This is a genomic window from Curtobacterium sp. 320, assembly GCF_031455235.1.
Taxonomy (GTDB): Bacteria; Actinomycetota; Actinomycetes; order Actinomycetales; family Microbacteriaceae; genus Curtobacterium.
In genome coordinates this window covers 180,750-199,307 of the sequence record NZ_JAVDSI010000008.1, presented here as the reverse complement: position 1 = coordinate 199,307, position 18,558 = coordinate 180,750, and the positions used below count along the sequence as shown (strand labels likewise).

16 protein-coding genes are annotated in these 18,558 nt (G+C 72.0%); 6 read left to right on the top strand and 10 right to left on the bottom strand.

Annotated features, from left to right (window positions below; all coding sequences use genetic code 11):
• Positions 1–247 precede the first annotated feature (247 nt).
• From J2X60_RS12720 to J2X60_RS12710, 3 genes are all read right to left on the bottom strand, one after another.
• On the bottom strand, positions 248–1,606 hold the full coding sequence (locus J2X60_RS12720; RefSeq protein WP_309887933.1) for a PhoH family protein: 1,359 nt from the start codon (positions 1,604–1,606) through the stop codon (positions 248–250).
• A gap of 188 nt (positions 1,607–1,794) precedes the next feature.
• On the bottom strand, positions 1,795–2,904 hold the full coding sequence (locus tag J2X60_RS12715) for an aminotransferase class V-fold PLP-dependent enzyme (RefSeq protein WP_071294707.1): 1,110 nt from the start codon (positions 2,902–2,904) through the stop codon (positions 1,795–1,797).
• Positions 2,905–2,990: 86 nt separating this feature from the next.
• Positions 2,991–3,776: an isoprenyl transferase gene (locus J2X60_RS12710; protein WP_309778860.1), complete on the bottom strand. Its 786-nt coding sequence runs from the start codon at positions 3,774–3,776 to the stop codon at positions 2,991–2,993.
• Between the two features lie 99 nt (positions 3,777–3,875).
• Here J2X60_RS12710 and J2X60_RS12705 point away from each other — a divergent pair, with 99 nt between their 5' ends.
• On the top strand, positions 3,876–4,610 hold the full coding sequence (locus J2X60_RS12705) for a hemolysin III family protein (protein WP_309887930.1): 735 nt from the start codon (positions 3,876–3,878) through the stop codon (positions 4,608–4,610).
• A 125-nt stretch (positions 4,611–4,735) separates the two neighbouring features.
• On the opposite strand, the gene J2X60_RS12700 is transcribed toward J2X60_RS12705, so the two are convergent.
• Together J2X60_RS12700 and mca are read right to left on the bottom strand one after the other, a co-directional pair.
• Entirely contained in the window at positions 4,736–5,083 is a 348-nt protein-coding gene (locus J2X60_RS12700) for a hypothetical protein (protein ID WP_309778858.1), read from the bottom strand.
• Positions 5,080–5,970, bottom strand: coding sequence for a mycothiol conjugate amidase Mca (gene mca, locus J2X60_RS12695; RefSeq protein ID WP_309778857.1), 891 nt, complete (start codon positions 5,968–5,970; stop codon positions 5,080–5,082). Before mca ends, J2X60_RS12700 begins: the two co-directional genes overlap by 4 nt.
• Between mca and J2X60_RS12690 the strand changes: the two genes are divergently transcribed.
• Positions 5,938–6,495, top strand: coding sequence for a DUF4307 domain-containing protein (locus J2X60_RS12690; RefSeq protein WP_309887928.1), 558 nt, complete (start codon positions 5,938–5,940; stop codon positions 6,493–6,495). The two genes, mca and J2X60_RS12690, sit on opposite strands and share 33 nt — an antisense overlap.
• 67 nt (positions 6,496–6,562) lie before the next feature.
• Positions 6,563–7,051, top strand: a complete 489-nt coding sequence (gene greA / locus J2X60_RS12685; protein WP_305740419.1) for a transcription elongation factor GreA — start codon at positions 6,563–6,565, stop codon at positions 7,049–7,051.
• 83 nt (positions 7,052–7,134) lie between these two features.
• On the opposite strand, the gene ilvA is transcribed toward greA, so the two are convergent.
• Together ilvA and J2X60_RS12675 are read right to left on the bottom strand one after the other, a co-directional pair.
• Entirely contained in the window at positions 7,135–8,379 is a 1,245-nt protein-coding gene (gene ilvA, locus J2X60_RS12680; RefSeq protein WP_309887926.1) for a threonine ammonia-lyase, read from the bottom strand.
• A 45-nt stretch (positions 8,380–8,424) separates the two neighbouring features.
• Positions 8,425–9,690, bottom strand: a complete 1,266-nt coding sequence (locus J2X60_RS12675; protein ID WP_309778855.1) for an AI-2E family transporter — start codon at positions 9,688–9,690, stop codon at positions 8,425–8,427.
• Positions 9,691–9,784: 94 nt separating this feature from the next.
• Here J2X60_RS12675 and J2X60_RS12670 point away from each other — a divergent pair, with 94 nt between their 5' ends.
• Entirely contained in the window at positions 9,785–11,044 is a 1,260-nt protein-coding gene (locus J2X60_RS12670; protein WP_309887923.1) for a DNA glycosylase AlkZ-like family protein, read from the top strand.
• Between the two features lie 72 nt (positions 11,045–11,116).
• Here the strand turns inward: J2X60_RS12670 and J2X60_RS12665 are convergent, their stop codons facing one another.
• The gene (locus J2X60_RS12665) at positions 11,117–12,016 is read right to left on the bottom strand and encodes a M48 family metalloprotease (RefSeq protein ID WP_071302385.1); all 900 of its coding nucleotides are present in this window, start codon (positions 12,014–12,016) and stop codon (positions 11,117–11,119) included.
• 22 nt (positions 12,017–12,038) lie between these two features.
• Entirely contained in the window at positions 12,039–12,620 is a 582-nt protein-coding gene (locus J2X60_RS12660; protein ID WP_070416768.1) for a LemA family protein, read from the bottom strand.
• Positions 12,621–12,858: 238 nt separating this feature from the next.
• On the opposite strand from J2X60_RS12660, the gene J2X60_RS12655 reads away from it, so the two are divergent.
• A complete protein-coding gene (locus J2X60_RS12655; protein WP_309887919.1) occupies positions 12,859–15,210 on the top strand; it encodes an Ig-like domain-containing protein in 2,352 nt (783 codons plus the stop codon).
• A gap of 145 nt (positions 15,211–15,355) precedes the next feature.
• Positions 15,356–17,029, top strand: coding sequence for a class I adenylate-forming enzyme family protein (locus tag J2X60_RS12650; RefSeq protein WP_309887917.1), 1,674 nt, complete (start codon positions 15,356–15,358; stop codon positions 17,027–17,029).
• 94 nt (positions 17,030–17,123) lie between these two features.
• On the opposite strand, the gene J2X60_RS12645 is transcribed toward J2X60_RS12650, so the two are convergent.
• Positions 17,124–18,464: a threonine/serine exporter family protein gene (locus J2X60_RS12645; protein ID WP_309887915.1), complete on the bottom strand. Its 1,341-nt coding sequence runs from the start codon at positions 18,462–18,464 to the stop codon at positions 17,124–17,126.
• Between the last annotated feature and the right edge of the window lie 94 nt (positions 18,465–18,558).

Below are 18,558 nucleotides of genomic sequence, written 5' to 3'. Positions count from 1 at the left end.
TGTCCGCGGGCCCGGGTTTGGAGGCGGGGGCCCCGGCGCACCGCTTCGTCTACGCGGCGTTCACGGGTACCGGGTCCCCCCCCCCCCCCCCCCGCGGGGGGGGGGGGGCCGGGGGCCCCCGCGCCTCCTGTCCGTCAGTGCGGTCGTCCGACAGCCGAGACTCGCGTCCGCGGACAGTTTCGTGGCCGAGATGCCGCGAAACTGTCCGCTGGGCCGAGTCTCGGCCGGCGCGTGCCGCGCGCCGCGGCTAGACCAGGTCGGGCGAGTCGAGCATCTCCGTCACCAGCGCCGCGATCGCGGACCGCTCCGAGCGAGTCAGCGTCACGTGCGCGAACAGCGGGTGTCCCTTGAGCCGCTCGATCACCGAGGCGACCCCGTCGTGCCGACCGACCCGCAGGTTGTCGCGCTGCGCCACGTCGTGCGTGAGGACCACCCGCGAGTTCTGCCCGATGCGGGACAGCATCGTGAGCAGCACGTTCCGCTCGAGGGACTGCGCCTCGTCCACGATCACGAACGCGTCGTGCAGGGAGCGCCCGCGGATGTGCGTCAGCGGGAGCACCTCGAGCATGCCCCGCTCGACGACCTCGTCGAGGACGTTGTCGGAGACCAGGGCGCCGAGCGTGTCGTACACCGCCTGTGCCCACGGGTTCATCTTCTCGGACGCGTCGCCCGGCAGGTACCCGAGCTCCTGGCCGCCCACGGCGTAGAGCGGGCGGAACACCATGATCTTCTTGTGCTGCTGTCGTTCGAGGACGGCCTCGAGACCGGCGCAGAGCGCGAGCGCCGACTTGCCCGTGCCGGCGCTGCCGCCGAGGGAGACGATGCCGATCTCCGGGTCGAGCAGCGCGTCGATCGCGAGTCGCTGTTCGGCGGAGCGCCCGCGGAGGCCGAAGACCTCGCGGTCGCCACGCACCAGCGCCACCGCGCCGGCGGTGTGCACCCGGCCGAGGGCTGAGCCGCGCTCGGAGTGGATGACGACGCCGGTGTTGACCGGGACGCCGTCGAGCTGCGACGAGCGGATCTCCTCCTTCTCGTAGAGGTCGGACATCTGCTCGCCGGACACCTGCAGGTCGGCGATGCCCGTGTACCCGGAGTCGACCGCGAGCTCGGCGCGGTACTCCTCGGCCGCCATGCCGATCGAGGACGCCTTGACGCGCAGCGGCAGGTCTTTCGACACGACGACCACGTCGAGTCCGTCGTTCTTGAGGTTCGAGGCGACCGCGAGGATCCGCGAGTCGTTGTCGCCCAGCTGCAGCCCGGACGGGAGGACGGACTGGTTCGAGTGGTTCAGCTCGACCCGGAACGAGCCGCCGTCGCCGATCGCGATCGGGAAGTCGAGCCGCTCGTGCTCGATCCGGAGCTCGTCGAGGAGCCGGAGTGCCTGCCGGGCGAAGTACCCGATCTCCGGGTCGTTGCGCTTGGACTCCAGTTCGCTGACGACCACGACGGGCAGGACCACCGCGTGCTCCGCGAAGCGGAACAGTGCCCGCGGATCGCTGAGGAGCACCGAGGTGTCGAGCACGTACGTGCGCTGGGCGACCGATGTGGACGAGTCCGCGGCGTGCTGCTGTGTTCCGCGAGAGACGTTCTGAGAGGTCACGACCACTCCATCCCCGGGCCGCGCTCGGCCCGGTCCATGTCCTCGAACGCGGCCGTGGAGCGGGTCTGCGAAGCACCGACTGTGGCCGCTTCGATCGGGCGCGGTGCCCGATGGGGACAAGCTACGTCCGACCCCCGACACGGCACCAGCGACACGCGGTTCCCCGAGTTACGGTCACGTGAACAACGCGGCCGCTACTGCATCGTGGCGTACGACAGGCAGGCGTCGCGGAACATGTCGAGCGTCTCGTCCGTGGTGGACGCGAACACCGACACCCGCGCGACCCCGAGCCGCGTCGTGACCGTCACGCCGTGGTTGTGGAACGCCGCGGACAGCGCGGTGAGCCGTCCCTGCGGCGGTCGGAGCACCACGATCCCGGCGCGCTCCCGTGGATCGCGGCTGGACTCGACGGAGAGGCCGAACTCGTCGGCGATGTCGAACACCCGCTCGACCCGGTCGGTGACCCGCTCCTGCACGGCGGCGACGCCGACGGCCGTGAGCCGGTCGAGCGACACCGCCAGGCGCGCCTGCGACACCGGGTCGGTGCGGGTCATCTGGAAGCCGGCGGCACCCGGACGGACCGACGGGACCTCGGTCGGCCAGCCGGTCGTGCCGTGCGGGCCGGACAGTGCGGGCCGGAGGCGGTTCAGGGCACGGTCGCTGAACGCGGTGAACCCGGTCCCCCACCCGGCGTGCAACCACTTCTGGCCGCCGGTCGCGACGACGTCGGCGAGCTCGTACGGGGCGTCGACCACGCCGAAGCCCTGGATGGCGTCGACGATGAGGAGGCGGTCGCCGATGACCTCGCGGATGGCGGCGAGGTCGGCGAGGTAGCCGGTCTGCCAGTCGACGAGCGAGACGGCGACCGCGGTGACGTCGTCGGACAGGCGCGACTCGATGAGCGACGGCGTCATCCACCCGGCGCCGGACTCGATCACGACGGGCTGCACGCGACCGCCCGTGGCCGAGGCAGCACTCGCGAGGGCCAGCGGCAGCGAGGGGTACTCGTCGGCGGAGACGAGCACGCCGCCGGTGAGCCCGAACGCGGTGTGCAGGAGCCCGGGCGTCGTGGCGGTCTGCGAGACGACCTGGTCCTCGCGCCGGCCGACGAGCCGTGCGGCGACGGTGCGGACCCGGGCGTCCTGCTCGTCGAGCGTCTCCATGGCGCCGAAGCGCATGTGCTCCTGGATCGTCCCGAGCACGCGCTGCTCCTCGAGGACCGCGGTCTGGACGGGACCGAACGCGGCGTGGTCGAGGTAGCCGGGCTCCTCGGCGAAGCCTGAGGCGTACTCGGCGATGTTCACAGGGGCAACCTTCCGTGGGACGAAAACCCTGTGAGTCTACTGGGATGAACGGCCGACAGCCGCCGCAGTGCGGGGAACGGCGGTCGTCAGCCGCCGTAGCGGCGGGACCGCAACCCGAAGTCGCGGACGGCGCGCAGGAAGTCGACCTCGCGCAGGTCCGGGTAGAGCGCCTCGACGAAGTAGAACTCGCTGTGCGCGCTCTGCCACAGCATGAAGTCCGACAACCGCTGCTCGCCCGACGTCCGGATGACCAGGTCGGGGTCCGGCTGCCCCTGGGTGTAGAGGTGGTCGCCGATGAGCTCGGGCGTGAGGACCTCGGCCAGGGTGTCGAGCGTGCCGCCGCCCTCGCCGTGCGCCTGCACGATGCTGCGCATGGCGTCCGCGATCTCCCGCCGGCCGCCGTAACCGACCGCGAGGTTCACGTGCAGCCCGGTGTGCTCCGCCGTGCGTTGCTCGGCGGCGGAGAGCGCGGCGACGAGGGGTTCGGGCAGGCCCTCGTTCGAGCCGACGTGCTGGACCCGCCAGTCCCGGTGGTCGGCCAGGGTCCCCGCGAGGTCGGCGATGATGCCGACGAGCTGCTCGAGCTCGTCGCCGCCACGCCCCTTGAGGTTGTCGGACGACAGCAGGTAGAGCGTCACGACCTCGATGCCGAGTTCGTCGCACCACGTGAGGAACTCCGGGATCTTCGCGGCGCCCGCGCGGTGCCCGTGCGCGGCGGACTCGAGGCCGAGCTGCTTCGCCCAGCGACGGTTGCCGTCCACGATCATGGCGACGTGCTTCGGCATCGCCGAGCCGTCGATCTGCCGGCGGATCCGGCTCTGGTAGGCGCGGTAGAGGATCCCTCGTCCTGCCCATCCCACCCTGCCGGTCACGGAACGAACATAGTGCACGGCGCCTCGGAGCGAGCCGCGTTCCCCGGGCCGTCCACCCGTGTTCGGCGTTCGTTCGGCATCGGCCCCTACGGTCGGACCATGCAGGCCGAGCACGACACCGGGACCCTCCCCCACGTCCCCTTCACCGACGAGGCCGCGAGCACCGCGACCGCCGCACGGACGACCGCCAGCGCGTCCGAAGCCCGACCCGCGTGGCGCGGTTGGATCCACCTCGGAGCCTTCCCGTTCGCCATCGCGATGGGCATCGTGCTCATCGTCCTCGCGGGCTCACCCGCGGCGAAGGTCGGCAGCGCCGTGTTCATGGCGACGTCGCTCGCGATGTTCGGCGTCTCGGCGACCTACCACCGGTTCCCCTGGGGCCCGACGGTCAAGGCGGTGCTCAAGCGGATCGACCACACGAACATCCTGCTGCTCATCGCCGGCACCTACACACCCGTGGCGATCTGCGCCCTGCCGCACACCCTGATGGTCGTGGTGCTCTGGGTGATGTGGTCCGGCGCGGCGCTCGGCATCGCCTTCCGGGTCCTCTGGATCGGGGCGCCCCGGTGGCTCTACGTGCCGATCTACCTCGTGCTCGGCTGCGCGGCGCTCGGGTTGCTGCCGCAGTTCTTCGCCGCGAGCGTCCCGATGACGGTCCTCGTGCTCTCCGGCGGCGTGGCCTACATCCTCGGTGCGCTCGTGTACGGCTTCAAGCGGCCGAACCCGTCGCCGACGGTGTTCGGCTTCCACGAGGTCTTCCACGCCCTCACGGTCGTCGCGTTCGCCGCCCAGTGGGCGGGTGTCCTCATCGTGGCGCTGGACCCGGTGCGCTGACCGCGACGGTTCGTCGGACGGGAGGCGCGGGTCGGGCCCGCACCGTGCCTCCCGTCCCGTACACACGCGGGTCCACCGCGCCGATCGCGTCAGCCGCGCCCGTGGCGTCAGCCGCGCCCGTGGCGTCAGCCGCGCTCGGTGTCGTCCCCGACGTCGGCCCGGCCGCCCTCGGCCGCACGCCGCTCCGGCTCGTCCGTCGCGACGCCGTCGCGATCGATGCCGTCACGGTCGATGCCGTCACGCTCGCCACCCGCGGTGCCGTTCGCCTCGGCCTCGAGCCGCTCCCGGATCTCCGCCCGGTAGCGCGTCCGCCGGATGCGCCGGGTCATGTCGATCACGAGCAGGATCGTCACGATGGCCACGACCGCGATCGCGATGAAGCCCGCGACGCCGGGCGTCACGTCGACGTCCGGGACGCTCGAGGTCGGGCTCGGGCTGGGGGTCGCGGCGAGTGCCGCGTGGAGGGTGCTCACGCAGTGGTGTCCTTGTCGGCAGGGATCCCCGCGAACAGGTCGGACTCGGGGAGCTCGGTCGGCACGCGGGCCTCGACGAGCTGGTAGTCCTCGGTCGGCCACACCGTCGCGAGGAGGTCGTTCGGCCAGTAGAAGAAGGCGCTGTCCGGCGGCACCTGGCTCGCGTGGGCCCGGAGCGCCGCGTCACGCGCGTCGAAGTACTCGTGCACGTCGACGTGGGTCGTGGCGAGGTCGGGGCGGTCGGCGAACCGTTCGACCCACTCGCGCAGCTGCTCGACCGCCGGGCTGTCCGGGTCGCGTTCCTGCAGGGCCTCGAAGACCGTCCGGAAGCGCCGGGGGTTCATGGTGCGCTCGTAGTAGAGCTTCGCGACGGACCACGCGGGCCCGGCATCGGGGTACTTCTCGGGGTCCGCGGCGTCGCGCCAGGCGGCCACCGAGACCTCGTGCGTCCGGATGTGGTCCGGGTGCGGGTAGCCGCCGTTCTCGTCGTAGGTGACGAGCACGTGCGGGCGGAAGCGCCGGATGACCCGCACGAGGGTCTCGGTCGAGTACTCGAGCGGCACCGTCGAGAAGGTGCCGGGGCGGACCGTCTCGCCCTTGTCGGCGTCGGGCAGGCCGGAGTCGTGGTACCCGAGCCACAGGTGGTCGATGCCGAGCGCCGCCTGGGCCGCGGCCATCTCGGTGCGGCGGTACCCGGCCATGTCGCGGTCCGCCCGGCTCGTGGCGGGCTCGCCGAGCTGGTCGTTGAGGATGTCCCCCGCCTCACCGCCCGTGCAGGAGACCACGAGGACCTCGTTGCCCTCGGCCGCGTACTTCGCCGCGGTCGCCGCTCCCTTGCTCGACTCGTCGTCGGGATGGGCGTGGACGGCCATCAAGCGGTACGGCACTGGTCTTCCTCACTGATCGCGTGGCAGCACACAGTGTTACGTGAACTACCCTGGGATCAGGATAATCACCCCGGGAGCCCCGAACTGTCCGAACCGCAGCACCAACCGGCACCTCAGCCGTCCGCCAGCACCACCGCGACGCTGGACGACCGCTACGGCCGCACCCCCGGACGCGCTCGTCGCACGCGGCTGATCGGGATCGTCGCCGCCGCGGCCGTCGCCCTGGTGTTCATCGTCTGGGTGGTCTGGGCCGGTCCCGGGCAGACCAGCCACGGCCTCGACACCGACGACGTCGGGTACCAGGTCGTCTCCGACCACCAGGTGGTCGTGCACACGCAGATCTCCGTCGACCCGGGCACGGTCGCGAAGTGCGCCGTCCAGGTCCTCGACAAGTCGTACACGATCGTCGGCTGGCGCGAGATCCGGGTGCCGGCGTCCGATCAGCGCGTGCGCAGCATCAGCACCCCTGTGAACACCGTGTCACGGGGCGTGACCGGCTTGATCCACGACTGCTGGGTTCCCTAGACTGCTGTGATTCGCGGACAAGACCGGCCACACCGGCCGGTCTTGTTCTTTGCTGAAGGGAACCACCATGAGCAACGACACCCAGGTCACGTGGCTGACCCAGGAAGCGCACGACCGTCTCTCGGCCGAGCTCGCGCAGCTCTCCGGCGAAGGCCGCAAGGAGATCGCGGACCGCATCGAGGCGGCGCGTGAAGAGGGCGACCTCAAGGAGAACGGCGGCTACCACGCCGCCAAGGACGAGCAGGGCAAGATCGAGGCCCGCATCCGTCAGCTCACCGAGCTCCTCAAGCACGCCACCGTCGGCGAGGCGGACTTCGACGGCACGGTCGAACCCGGCACCGTGGTGACCGCCGTCATCGCCGGCGACGAGTCGACCTTCCTGGTCGGCAACCGCGAGATCGTCGGCGAGGGCTCGGACCTCACCGTCTACAGCCCGGTCAGCCCGGTCGGCGCGGCCATCGTCGGCCTGCGCGCCGGCGAGAAGACCACGTACACCGCACCCAACGGCAAGGAGATCGCCGTCGAGGTGACGAAGGTCGAGCGCTACGAGCCGTAGACGCGACCCTTTGACGGACAGGAGGCGCGGTGCCGGCTGGCACCGCGCCTCCTGTCCGTCTCCGGCTCGGTTCAGCGCCCGTCTCAGTGCTCGAGCAGCTCCGGCTGGAAGCCCACCTCGTGCAGGCGGTGGATGACCTCCTGCGCGTGCTCGGGGCCCCGTGCCTCGATCGACAGGTCGAGCGCGACCTCGTTGATGACGAGCCCCTGGCCGTGCCGGGTGTGGAGCACCTCGACGACGTTCGCGCCGGCGTCCGAGATGACCTGCGAGACGCGGGCGAGCTGACCGGGGCGGTCCGGCAGCATGATGCGGATGCCGATGTAGCGCGACGCCGCGACGAGGCCTCGGGTGATCACGCGCTCCATCATGAGCGGGTCGATGTTGCCGCCGCTGAGCAGGACGACGGTGCGACCGGTGTCGCGGACGGCGCCGGACATGATCGCCGCGACGCCGACGGCCCCGGCTGGCTCGACGACGAGCTTGGCGCGTTCGAGCAGCACCAGGAGCGACCGGGCGACGTCGTCGTCGGACACGGTGACGATGTCGTCGACGAGGTCGCGGATGATCGGGAAGTTCAGGTCACCGGGTCGTGCGACGGCGATGCCGTCCGCGATCGTCGGCTTCGTGGTGACGGTGACGGGTTCGCCGGCCTCGAGCGAGCTCGGGTAGGCGGCGGCGTTCTCGGCCTGCACCCCGATGACCCGGATGGTGCGTCCGAGGCGCTCGGCGACGCCCTTGACGGCGAGGGCGATGCCGGCGATGACGCCGCCGCCGCCGATCGGCACGATGACCGTGTCGGCGTCGGGCACCTGGTCGAGGATCTCGAGCCCGAGCGTGCCCTGGCCGGCGATGACCGCGGGGTGGTCGAACGGCGGGATGAAGACCGCTCCGGTCCGTGTCGCGAAGTCCTTGGCCGCGCTCAGTGCCTCTTCCACCGAGTGCCCGCGCAGGACGACCTCGGCGCCGTAGTGCCGCGTGGCCTGGAGCTTCGGCAGGGCGACGCCGACCGGCGTGAAGATCGTCGCGGGGATGCCGAGCTCGCGCGCGGCGAGGGCGACCCCCTGCGCGTGGTTGCCGGCGCTGGCGGCGACGACGCCCGCAGCCCGCTGCTCCGGGGTGAGGGTCGACAGGCGGTTGTACGCACCGCGGACCTTGTACGCACCGGTGCGCTGCAGGTTCTCGCACTTGAGGTGCACCGGCGACCCGAGGACCTCGGCGAGGAACTGCGAGGTCTCCATCGGGGTGACACGGGCGACCCCGGCGATCGTCACACGTGCCTTCTCGATGTCGTCGAGCGTGGGGATCAGCGGCGTGGTGGTGTCGGTCACGGGTCCATCATCGTCGCTCGCGGCACTCCTGACGAACCCGTGACGTCAGTTGGTGCTGGCAGTGCCCTCAGCCGCCGTCGGCTCCGGCTTGCTGCCGGGTGCGGGCACCGGGTCGCCGATCTTGTGGCGGCGGCCCCGCCGGAGCTGGAGCTGCCCGTGCTGGCCGCGCTTCGGGGTGGCCTCGAGCACGTGCTCCGAGTCGAGACCGCGCCAACGGCCGCTCGCGATCGTCATCACCATGGTGTTCACGGTGGCGATCAGCGGCACCGCGAAGAAGGCACCGGCGATGCCCGCGAGCCCGGAGGCCGCCGTGACGCCGAGGACCACCGCGAGCGGGTGGACCTTCACCGCGTTGCCCATGACGAGCGGCTGGAGGATGTGTCCCTCGATCTGCTGCACGAGCAGCACGACCGCGAGGACGAGGACGGCCGCGAGCGGGCCGTTGAAGATGAGCGCGACGAAGACGGCCAGGAACCCGGTCACGATCGCACCGACGACGGGGATGAAGGCACCGAGGAAGACGAACGCCGCGATCGGGATCACCAGCGGCATGCCGCCGAAGAACAGCCCGACGATGAAGGCGCCGAGCCCGATGCCGACGGCGTCCACGAACGCGACGAAGATCTGGACGCGGATGAAGCTCGTCAGGGTGATCCACCCCGCGACACCGGCGCCGTCGACGGTCGCACGGGCCTTCTTCGGGAAGAGCCGCACGGCCCACCGCCACACGTTCTTGCCGTCGATGAGCAGGAAGATCGTGGTGAACAGGATGATGAAGAGCGCCTCGAACACGTGCGTGGCACCGGAGCCGGCGCTCGCGACCCCGGAGAGGATCGAGGCGCTGTTGTCCTGCAGCCACTTCGTGCCGTCGTCGAGCCAGCCGTTGACGTCGCTCTGCGTGATGCCGAGTCCGGAGTTCAGGACGAGGTCCTTGATGTTCGCGTACTGGTCGACCGTGCGGTCACGGAGCGAGGGGTAGGACGCGATGATCTGGTCGACGACGAGCCACACCAGCGCGCCGATCGCCGCGAGTCCGCCGAGCAGGCTGATGACGACCGCGAGCCACTTCGGCACGTGGTGGCGCTGCATCCAGTTCGAGATCGGCACGAGCAACGCCGAGACGACGATGCCGACGAGGAACGGGATGAGGATCTGGCTGAAGATCGTCATCAGCCAGATGAAGACCGCGATCACCCCGATGACGACCAGGATCCGCCACGACCACGCGCCGGCGATCCGCATGCCGGTCGGGACGGACTCCTCGACCACGGGGTCCGGATGCGTCGGTTGCTGCGTTCTGCCCCATGCCATGACCGCGAGTGTACCGATGTGCGGCCCGACAGGTACCAGATACGGCATACGTCACCGGACCCGGGGTGTCGGCGGCGATCGGTAGCCTTCGGACATGGTCAGGACCACGCTCTCCGCTGCCGAGGCCCGCCGCGTCGCACTGGCTGCCCAGGGCTTCGGCCAGCCACCTGCCGACGCCGTGTCGACCCGGGCGCTGAACGCGGGGTTCGCGCGCCTCGGCCTGCTGCAGATCGACTCCGTGAACGTCTTCGAGCGCAGCCACTACCTGCCCCTCTTCGCCCGGCTCGGCGCCTACGACCGGTCCACGCTCGACCGTCTGACGATGTCGAAGCGCGGTCCCTACGCCGAGTACTGGGCGCACGAGGCCGCCTTCGTCGACCGCACCGACCTCCCCCTCTTCCGGTGGCGGATGGACGCGCTGCGCGAGCGAGACTCGTGGCCGAACCGGGTCGACGGGGTCCGGCGGACCGAGGGGGTCCGGCGCGAGCTCCGGGCGCTGCTCGCGGCCGAGGGGCCGATGCCGGCGAGCGCGGTCGAGCACGAGTCGAACGTCCGCCGCGGGCCGTGGTGGGGCTGGAGCGACGTGAAGCTCGGGCTCGAGCAGATGTTCCGCTGGGGCGACGTCGTGAGCGCCGGACGGTCCGGCTTCGAGCGGGTCTACGCGCTCCCCGAGCAGGTCCTGCCTGCCGGCACGCTCGACCACGCGCCGTCACGCCCGGCGGCCGTCCTCGAACTGGTCCGTCGAGCCACCCGGGCGCTCGGCGTCGGCACCCGCGCGGACATCGCCGACTACTACCGGCTCCGTTCCGACGACACCGCCGCGGCGATCGCCGAACTCGTCGCCGCCGGGGAGCTCGTGCCGGTGCGGGTCGACTCCTGGGGCGAGCGCGCCTGGATGCACGCCGACGCCCGGGTCCCGCGGCACGTGACGGCCGACGCCGTGCTCAGTCCGTTCGACCCGGTCGTGTGGTTCCGGCGGCGGGCCGAGCGGATGTACGGGTTCCACTACCGGATCGAGATCTACACGCCGGCACCGAAGCGGGTCTTCGGCTACTACGTCCTGCCCGTCCTGCAGGACGACCGGCTCGTCGGGCGGGTCGACCTCAAGAGCGACCGGCAGCGCGGGGTCCTGCGCGTGCGGACGGCGTGGGAAGAACCGGGCGAGCGGCTCGATGCCGGGCGGCTCGCCGAGACCCTCCGACGGACGGCAGCGTGGCAGGGGCTCGACGGGGTCGAGGTCACCGATCGCGGAACCGCCGCGGCTGCTGTCGCAGGGGCGCTCGGCGTCCGGCTGGTGCCGCACGTCGCTGCCGACGACGCGGACGCGAGCGTGGCGCTGGAACCGGCCGTCTGACGGGCCGGTGGTACGGGGCGGGGCCGACCCGCGCCTCCTGGGCCGCCCCGGTCGCCGGCACCCGCCGTGGGGTCAGAACCGGTCGAGACTCCCGCGCAACCGCGCGATCCGGTCAGGCAGCGGCGGGTGCGTCGAGAACAGCCGGTCCATCAGGCCGGGCCGCATCGGGTCGGCGATCCAGAGGTGCGCCATCGACGAGTTCTGCGTCTGCATCGGCCGGCCGTACGCGCCGAGCTTCTCGAGCGCACGGGCGAGCCCCTCGGGGTGGCGGGTGGTCATCGCCCCGGTCGCGTCCGCCAGGTACTCCCGCTGCCGTGACACCGCGGCCTGCACGCCCGCCGCGGCGATCGGTGCCACGATGACCGCGACGAGGCCGGCGATGAGCAGGATCGGGTTGTTGCCGCCGTTGTCGTTGTTCCGGTTCCGACCGCCGGCGAGCCCGCTGAAGATCGAGATGCGGAGGAGCACGTCGGCGATGAGACCGACCGCGACCACGAGCCCGAACACCATCGTGGAGACGCGGATGTCGTAGTTCCGGACGTGCCCGAGCTCGTGGGCCATGACGCCCTGGAGCTCCTGGTCGTCCATGATCGCCAGCAGCCCGGTCGTCGCGGCGACGATCGCGTGGTCGGGGTCACGGCCGGTGGCGAAGGCGTTCGGCGACGGGTCCTCGATCACGAAGACGCGCGGCATCGGCATCCCGGTGGCGATCGCGAGGTTCTCGACCGTGCGCCAGAGTCGTGGCTCGGTGTTCCGGTCGATCTCGATGCCGCCCGCGATCGCGGTGGCCTGGCGACCAGCGGCGAAGTACTGCACGAGCGCGTACCCGAGGGCGACCACGAGGACGATGACGCCGATCGACACATTGCCGGCGAGGTAACCGCCGAGGAACCCGAGCGCCCCGATGATCAGCAGGAAGACCAGGACGATGAGGACCGTGTTGCGCTTGTTCCGCGCGATCGCGCTGTACACGCCGCAGCCGTCGCCCGGCGGGTCAGAACTGGACGCGCGGCGGTTCGGCGATCGCCGCGGGCTCGGCGGTCTCGAAGAACGACGCCTCGGTGAAGCCACGGCTCTTCGCGAACGACGAGTTCGGGAAGACCCGGATCTTGGTGTTCAGCTCGCGGACGCCCCCGTTGTAGAAGCGACGGGCGGACTGGATCTTGTCCTCGGTGTCGACGAGTTCGGACTGCAGCTGCAGGAAGTTCTGGCTGGACTGCAGCTGCGGGTACCCCTCGGCCACCGCGAACACGCTCTTCAGCGCCTTCTGCATGTGCCCCTCTGCCGTGGAGGCGCTCGAGGCGTCCCCGGCGCTGAGCGTCTCGGCACGGGCCTTCGTCACGGCCTCGAACACGGACTTCTCGTGCGTGGCGTAGCCCTTCACCGTCTCGACGATCGTCGGGATGAGGTCGGCGCGGCGCTTGAGCTGCACGGAGATGTCACTCCACGCCTCGTCGACGCGGACCTTCAGCGTGACGAGCGAGTTGTACGTGACCCACAGGTAGATCCCCACGACGACGAGGAGGACCACCACCACCCCGACGACGATCAGCGTCGTGATGAGTCCGGTGTCCATGCGGGCGTACTCCTTTGCGCGTCGGGATCGCGGTGTGACGGGGCCGTCGGGCCGGCGTCACGGCCGAGGATGATTGTACCGACCAGTGGGGTGCCCTCTCGTCCACGACGCCGGTTCACGGGCGATTCCCGAGTCGCACACACCGCGCGCTCGGGCTGCTCGGCGTGTCGCCCGGTCCACGGACATCATCCGATCGACGTATTGACCCGAGCGGCTCGATCACGTGGGATGGACTCGGATGAACGCGCGCGGGGAGAACGTGGACGACCGGGCTGTCGGGGGCGACGGCCCCGTTCGCCGAACCCGGATCACGCTGGCCGTCGCCGCGGGGGCCGCCCTCGTCGTGGGCCTGCTCGCCCTCGCCGTGGCACCGGCCACCGCCGTCACGTCCGCAGCCGTGACGTCCTCCGCTGCTGCCGCTGGGGCGGACCCCGATCCGGGCACGACACCCACCCCCACGCCAGCGCCCCAGGACCACCTGACCCCGGCACCCCCGACCACGTCGCCGAGCCGGCCCCCGGTGCGCCCGTCGATCGACGACCCCGGCGACATCACCAGCGGGACCGTGCGCTTCAACGGCGGGGGCACCCCCGGGCACGCCCTGCGGGTCACCGGTCCGGCGTCGACCGGGTGCACCGCGACCGTCCACGACGACGGTGCCTGGTCCTGCCTCGCGACCGTCCGGAGCGGACCGCAGCAGGTCTTCACCGTGGCGGACCAGAGCTTCCCCGGGCTCGGCTCGGCGCGCACCCCGGCGTCCGACGTCATCGTCCCGCCGGTCGTCACCACCGCACGGCCCACGAACGGTCCGGTGACCGGCACCGGGCACGCCGGATCGACCGTCACGCTCTCGGTGTCCGGGTCGTCGGTGGACCGGACCGCCACGGTCGGTGCCGACGGCCGGTGGACGGTGTCCCTCCGCGGCGGCACCCCGGGCGGCGACGCACGGCTCTCCGTCACCGCCACGCAGACCGCGAGCACGGCCGACGGGTACCGGTCCGACCTGCGGAGCGCCGCGTCGACCCCGGTGACCGTGACGCTCGACCGGACCGCACCGACGGCACCGCGCATCACCGCGCCCGGGTCCGGCGACCGCGTGCGCGTCCAGCCCCTGACCGTCAGCGGGACGGGCGAGGCGGGCGCCGTGCTCACCGTGTACGTCGACCGTGCGCCCGTGTGCCGGACCGAGGTGCCCGCCTCCGGCCGGTGGTCCTGCACCACGGCCGGCTCGACGCTGGGCGCCGGCACCCGGGCGGTGACGGCGACGCAGCACGACGCCGCCGGCAACTTCTCGCCGACCTCGACGGCCGTCCGGATCGTCGTCTCCCGTGCGTCCGTGGCACCGGGCGCGCCGGGTGACGGGTCGACCGGCAGCGGCTCGCCGTCCGGGACCCCTGGCACCGGGACGGGCAGCACCGGCACGGCGACGGGCCCGACCGGCCACGGCACCGCGACCGGCGGCTCCTCCGGCCCCGGCACCGGTCCGGGTTCCGGTCCGGGTTCCGGTTCCGGTTCCGACGGAGGCGTCGGCGGCAGCACCGGTGCCGGTAGCGGCAGCGCGTCCGGCAGCACCACGGGCGGGCACGGCCGCGGGCTGGACTGGTCCGGCCCCGCCGGCGACTGGACCGCCTCCACCGCGTACGACACCACCGTGCCGACCATCCAGGCGGCGTTCTCGTGGCGCACCGTCCTCGTCGCCACGGCCGTCGCCGCCGGGTTCCTCGTGCTCATCGCGGGTCCGCTCGCACTCGTCGCCGGCGTCGCCCGGGGCCGGATCCGTTCGCCGTTCGCCGGACTCCTCGGTCGCAACCGCCCCAGTGACGAGCGACGCCGCGGCGAGGACGTGCTCCCGACCTGGGCCTCGATCACCGTCGCGGTGCTGGTCGTCGGACTGTGCACCCTCCTGGGCGTCGGCATCTCCCTCGAGGCCCGCTACGTCCGCCTGGCGATCGCGGTCCTGCTCGGCGCGGCCGTCCTCACGACGACGATCGTCCTCGCCACCCGCTGGGCAGCCGGCACCGACCGCAGCACCATCGGGTTCCGGGTTTCCCCCTGGCTGGTGCTCGCCGCGCTCGTGGCCTGCGGCGTCACCCGGACCTTCGAGCTCTCACCCGCCGTGATCGTGGGTGCCGTCCTCGTGCCGATCGGCCGACCGGACCTCGACACCCGGGCGCTCCGGCTCGGCTCCTCGATCGCTGCCGGCGCCCGCAGCGCCACCTGGCGGTCGATCGCGCTGCTCGTCGTGGCGGCGGCCGGCTGGGTCCTGCACTCCGTCACGCCGGGGTCCGGCTTCTGGGTGTCGTTCGTGTCCGAGTTCGCGATCACCCTGTGCGTCGGCGGCCTCGGCGCCGTCGTCGTGACGCTGCTGCCGGTGGCCGGGTCCGCCGGGCAGTCCCTGCTCGCGCGGTCCCGTGGTCGCTACGCAGCCATCGCCGCGGTCGCCGTCGCGTTGGCCGCCGCCGTGTACTCCGGGTCCGCCGGGACGCACGTCTCCCCCGTCGCGCTGGTGGTCGTCGCTGCGGTCTGCGCCGCGGGAGCCGTCGCCGTCTGGTGCTGGCAGCGGGTGGCCCGGGTCGACCAGCGCGCCTGAGCGTGGCACCGTCAGGGCCCGGATCGAGCTGCCGCGGAGGCTCGCATCACGGATACGCTGACGAACGGTGCGTGCGACATCGCGAACGGAGCGCGCCGTACCACGGACGGTGCGTGCAGCACCACGACCGCTGCTGGGAGCGACGATGACCGAGACCCGATCCGACTACGACCCGACCCGCTTCCGCGACGTCTTCGAGCACAGCTACACGTACGCCAACGGCTTCGCCCGGAACACCCACCGCTTCGCCGGCCGACCGGCGCTCCGCGATCCCGACACCGAACGCTCGTGGACGTACGCCGAGCTCGGCGCCGACGTCGACCGCGTCGCCGGGTGGCTCGCGCGCCACGGGGTCGGTCGCGGCTCCGTGGTCATGGTCGAGCTGTTCAACTCCCCCGAGTTCGCGATCCTGTACCTCGCGGCCCACCGCATCGGCGCGGTGTTCTCCCCCACCAACTTCCGACTCGCGTCGGACGAGGTCGCGTTCATCATCGAGGACTCCGCCCCCGTGGTCCTCGTCCACGACGCCGCCCGCTCGACCGACATCACGGCCGCGCTCGCCAGCTCCGACCACACGCCCGAGCACGTCGTCGTGGTCGGCGACGGACCCCGACCCGGCGACGTCGACTTCGCCGCGCTCCTCACCAGCGACCCCGTCAACGCCGACGAGCTCGCCGCGTCCGAGCCCCGCAGCACCTACGACGAGACGACGCGTCTGTACACGAGCGGCACGACCGGGCGGCCGAAGCCCGTGCCGCTGCCGAGCCTCGTCGAGGTCCTCAGCGCCCACGACGTGATCATGCACTTCCCGCTGAGCCCGTTCGACAAGACCCTCAACATGTCGCCGCTCTTCCACCGCGGCGGTCTGTACTCCGGTGGCCCGAACCCGGTGTTCTACGTCGGCGCCGAACTCACCACGCTGCGACACTTCGACGCCGACCGCGTGCTCGACCTGGTCGAGTCCGAGCAGCTGACGTTCCTCATCGGCGCCCCGCCGAACCTCGTGCAGCTCGCGAACGCCCAGGAGCAGCGGCCCCGCGACCTGTCCTCCCTCAACGGCATCGTGACGATGGGCGCACCGCTCGACCGGGCCGCGGCGCTCCGGTACCAGGAGCTCCTGTCGCCCCGCATCTTCAACGGCTACGGCACGACCGAGACCTTCTGGAACACCTTCCTCCGCCCCGAGGACTTCCCCGACGGTGCCGGGTCGACCGGCCGAGCCTCGACCGACGACGACGTCGCCGTGGTCCGCGTCTACGAGGACCGCCTCGCCGACCCGAGCGACACCGTGCCGAAGGACGGTTCGGAGATCGGCGAGTTCGCGGTCCGCACCGTGAAGTCCGGCTACTCGTACCGCAACCCCGGGCTCGAGGCCGAGAAGTTCGCGAACGGCTGGTTCTACCCGGGCGACCTCGCCACGTGGGACGAGCACGAGCGCGTGACGATCGTCGGGCGCAAGGACGACATGATCATCTCCGGTGGCGAGAACGTCCACCCCGTGCAGGTCGAGGCCGCACTGCAGGAGCACCCGGGCGTCGCCGACGCGATCGTGGTCGGCGTCCCCGACGAGCGCTGGGGCGAGGTCGTGACGGCGTACGTCGTCCGTGCGCCCGGACGGCTGCCGGAGGACGACGTCGAAGCCGCCGCCGCACTCGAGGAGTGGACGGCGTCGCACCCCGGCCTCGCCCGCTACAAGCGGCCGCGGCTCTACCGGTTCGTCACTGAGCTGCCGTACAACGCCACGGGCAAGAAGGTGCACTACCTCGCGAAGGCGACGGCTGTGGACGACCAGGCTGCGGGGCGCCTGCTCGCGCCGTGACGGCCTGGAGGCGCGGTGCGGGCCGGCACCGCGCCTCCAGTCCCGCAGTGGGTCGCGTCCACGGCGACTGCCGCGCTCTCCGCGCTGCGCGCGTCTACTGGGTCGCGTCGACCCCGCGGTGCGGCGCGTTCCGCGCGAACAGCCCCGGCAGCAGGCCGCCGATCTTCGTGCCGATGCAGAGACTGACGAACGTCGCGAGCGGGTTCGCCAGCGCCTCCGGGTCGAACGTGGCGACAGCGACAAGCCCGACCGTCCCCGGCACGAGCAGCAGGAACGCCGGAAAGAACGAGACCGTCGCCGGGATCGCCGGCACCAGTCGCTCCAGCAACCGCGTCGCGACGAACAGCAGCGCGGCGGTCGCACCGGTGGCGACGACGCTCCCCCACAACGGCGTCGTCCCGCTCACCAGCGCGTAGGCCGTGACCATGACCGCGACGGACACGAGCGTGAGCCGCCACCCCGACCGGAAGACCAGGCCGAGGCCGACGGCCAGTCCGACCACCGCCACCCACGACACCCAGTAGGACGGCACGGCCTCCCACCCGCCGCGGTCCGTGCCGACGCCGGCGACCTCGCCGACGAGCGCCGCCGAGGACGGGTCGACGTGCAGCCCGGTCAGCGCGCTCCCCGACGCGATGCCCGCCGCCATGAACCCGAGCATGATGAGCCCCTGCACGAGCCGCGAGGACCCGGTCACGATGTCGGCCGCGGTGAGCTCGAGCAGGGCGTTGGTGATGAGGGCTCCGGGCACGAACACGGCCACGGGGGCGCACACGGCGAAGAGCGGGACGTGGTCGAACCCGGTGCCGGCGGCGACGAGCCCGACGATGGTCGTGGACACGAAGGCCGCGAGGAACGGGATGATCGCCACGGCCTCGCGGAAGCGACGGAGCACGAGCCCGATCACGCCGACGAGTGCTCCGACGGCCAGTGCCACGAGGATCGCCCACCACGGGCAGCGGAACACGACCGCGAGTCCGGCCGAGGTCAGGGCGTTGCCGAGGATCCACGGCAGTGCCGGCGGTGGGATGGTCCCGGCGCGGATCGCACGAACGCGTGCGGGGATCTCGGCGAGGGCGATCGAGCCGCTCTCGAGGCCGAGGACGAGCCGGTTCGCCCGGGCGGCCTGGCGGCTCGAGAGCTCGACGCCCTCGGCGTTGACGATGGTGGCGGCGCCGGTGGCGACCTCGCTCACCATGACGAGGGCGGGGAGGACCCCGACGGCGAGCGTCGGCCCGACCCCGGCGGCGTCGCGGGCCTTCTCGAGCGCCGAACGGACGTCGGTCACCGAGCTGCCGGCGTCGAGGAGGAGGGCGCCCAGCGTGCCGAGCAGCATGCCGGTGGGGACGGTCTCGCCGTCGACCACCTCGACGTGGGCCTCGGGTCGGCCGAGGGCGTTCCGCAGGTTCGCGAGCGCGCTTCCGAATCCGACCACGAGACTCGATCGTAGTGCCGGGTCGTCCGCGCCGGATCGGGACGCGCACCGAGACTCGGCCGGGCGGACACTTTCGTGCCAGCATCGACGTGAG